Raw genomic sequence first — 4240 nt, 5'->3', positions numbered from 1 at the left:
GCCTCGATTTATCGAACAACCAACGGTCGTACAAGCTGCCGGTAACAAACCCAAACGGATTGAAGAATTTATCGGACGTGTGAATACCGGCGACGAAACCATCAGCATCGCCCGGATGGTCTCTCCCGGCGGTTGGGTGGAACCTGCTCAGACACCGGAATTTCGTGAGACGTCTCTTGTTCTGAAGGGAATCCTGCGTGTGGAATATGCGGACGGTGTCACCGAAGTCAAAGCAGGGCAGGCGATTATTTTAGAACCCGGCGAATGGGTAAGGTACAGCACGCCCGGTGAAGCAGGCGCCGAGTATATCGCGATTTGTACTCCCGCATTTACCCCGGAAACCGTTCACCGTGATCAGGAAAGTTAAGTTCCCGGTACACAGTAATCATGAGCTATGGCTTCATTGTTAATTTTCAAGTGACATCTTGATACAGAAAAATCAAAGGTAAACTTGCACATTGTTAGAGTCGCACGCGAGAGGACGACATTTCGTTCGTAAATCATATCCCGGCTTCAGTTTGTGAAAAGAAGAACCGTGTCGCAGATGAACAGCGTGAAGCTTACGAGTTCACTGATCGATTCCGGGAAATTAACAGGTTACATCAAGTTACCAGTGAGATTCTGCCTGATACACTATGACGCAATCGCCTGATTTTATGCTTTCAACTCTGATTGACTTCGGGCAACGTGTTATCAGTGTGAAGTGAATCCTGCTTGACTTGCGATAAAAACTCATTGAAACTGATTGAGATGGATGCGCAGTTTATACTTCTTCTGTTCAGAAAGGGAAAAGATTGATGCAACAAACCAGCACTGCAATTCATGAACTGGTTCCGCTTTTATTTGTCGAAGACGTCGTTCACTCGGCTGCTTTCTACTGTGACCAGCTTGGCTTTGAAGTGAAGCTCAAGTGGGAGCCGGAAGGCACGCTCGCCTGGTGCCGACTGGAACGTGGCAATACTGCGATCATGTTGCAACTGGCATGTCCTGACGAAGATGGTACGGTGGAAGAACGCAGGAAGGGAGTCGGCTTCTTCTTTCTGTGTGATGACGCCCACGCGATGTACGAAGAACTTTCATCGAAAGGTCTTTCACTCGATCCGCCGAAAGTGGCGTTCTACGGGATGAATCAACTTTTCCTGAAAGACCCCGATGGTTATGAACTTTGTTTTCAGAACCAGGTTGAACCGCCTGCAGGGGCGTAGCGTGTGCTGAAACATTTTTATCTACGATTGTTCCCGTAGATTAGTCAGCCAGATCACCTGATACGGCTGGAGAACCAGATCGCCTCTGAGATCCGAATAGAGTTCGCCGCTGATCAGATCGACCCACGAATCCGTGCCGATCAGGTTGATTTCCGAGAGGGGGACAATCTGTTCTTGCTTCGTGACGTTATTGATGGCGAAAATGCTCTGCTGGCGATCCATGCTTTGCCGCCAGAATGCAAATACACAGTCGCCCAGATGTAAGGTGAACTGTGTTGCATTGGGATGAAACGCCGGTTGCCGCCGCCGCACTTTCAGCAGGTGACATAACCCCTGAAAGACGCGTGCGTGTGTTGACGTTTCATCCGCCAGCACCTCCCGCAGTTGCGTATAATTCCAGCGATGACGATTGATTGAACGGTGATGGCTAGTTCGTTCGACGGCTGCCTGATCGTTCCGCGTGCCGAGAAAACTGTGAATGTAAACAGCGGGGATGCCTTCCAGCGCAAACATGATCGCGTGCGCACACAGAAATCGCTCAATCTGCCATTCATCTTTGCCCTCCAGTGTCCCTTGCATGGCGTCGAACAGCGCGATGTTAATTTCATAAGGTCGCATGACACCCCCCGCCAGCGAACGCATCGAAATTCGTCCGCCAAACTGTTCCATCATCGAAACCATGTTGCTGATTTCTTCCTCGTCCATTAAGCCTTCCGCAGGCCGGAGTCCAATACCATCATGCGAGGCGATAAAATTCAGGTACGTGGTACCATGCAGCGCGGGAGGCATACTCATCATCCATGTTTTTAAATGCTGACAACTGCCGCAGAGCAGTGCATTCACCAAAAGGGGAGGAAGAGAAAAATTATAGATGGCATGGGCTTCATTCGAGTTTCCAAAGTAGGCCAGATTCTCGCGGTTGGGAATATTCGTCTCGGTGATGATCATGGCAGTCGGCGAAACGAATTGAATCAAAGTGCGAAACAGACGCACAATTTCATGCGTCTCCGGCAGACTCAGACAACTCGTTCCCACTACTTTCCAGATAAAGGCGACCGCGTCCAGACGAAATGTTTTCACGCCCTGATTCAGATATAATTTGACGATCTTGACAATCTCTCGCAGTAATTGCGGATTGGCAAAATTCAAATCGACCTGATCGAGGCTGAACGTGCACCAGACATGACGGGAGCCCTCGGGTGTTTCGACAAGTTGCAGTAACTCCGTCGTCCGCGGACGTACGACTTCAGAGAGATCATTGTCCGGACTGGCGCAGAAGAAATAATCCTTACCCGGCGATTCTCCCCGCTTGAATTGCTGAAACCATTCACTCTGACTCGAACAGTGATTGATCACCAGGTCCGACATCAACTGAAATTCTTCAGCAATCGCATTGATGTGACTCCAGTCTCCCAGCTCAGGATTAACGCGATAGTAGTCGATGATCGAAAAACCATCGTCCGAACTAAAGGGGAAAAAGGGGAGAATGTGAATCCCGTTAATCGTTTCTTTGAGGGATTCTTTTGAAAACTGCAGTAATGTTTCCAATGGCTGCTGCCCCTCCGTGAGCAGACTGTCGCCATAGGTAATCATCACAACATCTTGTTGATTCCAGTGGTTTTTGTGCGTTTCCGGTGTCTGGCATCTGCCGTCCGGGCACATGATGTCAATTAATGTCTGCGCAAACGCGGCGTGGTCGATCTCGGGATAAATCACCCGCAAATGATTTTCGACGAGGAATCGGTACTCACTGATTGCAGAATGTTCAACTGGTTCTGTCATGTTTTCAGGAAAACTCCCGGTAGTCATCATCGACGGCGTAACACAGATGTCTGAATATATCCGGGATCGCGCTTTGCACCCGGTTCCAGCTGGGTATGAAAGGAGTCTCCATCGGATTTTCCAGAAAATGAAGTCCCGCTTTTAATACGTTTTCAGCGAACAGTTCGACGGCCTTCTCTTCGTTGTGAACATCAAATTTCAGCCCATTAATGATCGCATCGTTGCGATACGTCTCGATGAAGTCCAGAGCAATCCGATAATAGGTGGCTTTGATCGAACGAAACGTTTCGGAAGAAAACACGACACCATTAGTGGCCAGCTTACGGAATATGCCTTTGGAAATATCAATCGACATTTTCGACAACCCGGCCTGTGCATCTTCGACGGATAAATTCTGATGTTTATGATCATACGTGTCGGCAATATCCACCTGACACAAACGGTTCGTGGAGAAATTTCGTTTGACTTCCGACAGTACGCCGATTTCCAGTCCCCAGTCACTGGGAATGCGAATGTCGTTAATCACATCAACGCGAAATGAAAATTCACCCGCGAGCGGATAACGGTAGCTGTCCAGATATTCGAGATAATCGAGTGATCCGAGAATCTTTTTCAATGCACGCAGGAGGGGAGTTACCAGCAGTCGCGTCACACGGCCATTCATCTTGCTGTTCGCCACGCGTGCGTAATAACCTTTGCAGAACTGATAGTTGAAACTCGGATTGGCCACCGGATAGATCAACCGCGCGAGCAGACTGCGGTCGTATGTGAGAATATCACAGTCATGCAGAGCGACCGACGAGGTTGTTCCCTGAGCGAGAATATAGCCGAGACAGTACCAGACGTTGCAGCCTTTCCCCAGTTCCTTGGGGGCCAGCCCCTGTTCTTGCAGCATCCCGTTGACTGCCTGTAATCGTGGACCATCATTCCAGAGGATGCGATGATTCTGAGGCAGGCGGCTGAAAAACTGGATTGCGTGTTTGTATTGTGTTTCGTCAGCCCGATCCAGGCCGATCACGATTTCATTCAGATAACCGACCTGTGCCAGTTCCGTGACAATTTTGTCGAGAGCCGGTCCTTCCAGTTCACTGTAGAGGCAGGGGAGTACCAGACTCATCGGGCGGACTTCAGAAAACCGGATCAGCTCGGCTTCGATCTCTTTAATCGAACGTGCAGAAAGATTATGTAACGTGGTAATGATACCGTTTTGGTAAAAGTCTCCCATACCAGACCTCCGTAATCAAAGCTTGAGC

4 protein-coding genes are annotated in these 4240 nt (G+C 49.3%); 2 read left to right on the top strand and 2 right to left on the bottom strand.

Translation table 11 applies throughout. From position 1 onward, the window contains the following. The first annotated feature begins 10 nt into the window (after window positions 1-10). Both Q0294_RS13105 and Q0294_RS13100 read left to right on the top strand, forming a co-directional pair. Window positions 11-367 carry a cupin domain-containing protein gene (locus tag Q0294_RS13105; protein ID WP_366917973.1) on the top strand — a complete coding sequence of 119 codons (357 nt, stop codon included), beginning with the start codon at window positions 11-13 and terminating at the stop codon, window positions 365-367. Between the two features lie 430 nt (window positions 368-797). Further along, window positions 798-1205, top strand: coding sequence for a VOC family protein (locus Q0294_RS13100; RefSeq protein WP_299465983.1), 408 nt, complete (start codon window positions 798-800; stop codon window positions 1203-1205). 21 nt (window positions 1206-1226) lie between these two features. Here Q0294_RS13100 and Q0294_RS13095 read toward each other — a convergent pair whose 3' ends face one another. Together Q0294_RS13095 and Q0294_RS13090 are read right to left on the bottom strand one after the other, a co-directional pair. Beyond that, the gene (locus tag Q0294_RS13095; protein WP_299465980.1) at window positions 1227-2987 is read right to left on the bottom strand and encodes a sugar phosphorylase; all 1761 of its coding nucleotides are present in this window, start codon (window positions 2985-2987) and stop codon (window positions 1227-1229) included. Window positions 2988-2991: 4 nt separating this feature from the next. Next, a complete protein-coding gene (locus Q0294_RS13090; protein WP_299465977.1) occupies window positions 2992-4212 on the bottom strand; it encodes a glycosyl transferase in 1221 nt (406 codons plus the stop codon). Window positions 4213-4240 lie beyond the last annotated feature (28 nt).

The sequence above is a fragment of the uncultured Gimesia sp. genome (assembly GCF_937919775.1).
Classification (GTDB): Bacteria; Planctomycetota; Planctomycetia; order Planctomycetales; family Planctomycetaceae; genus Gimesia.
Note: the sequence above shows the minus strand (reverse complement) of the source record. Positions and strands in the feature narration are given on the sequence as shown.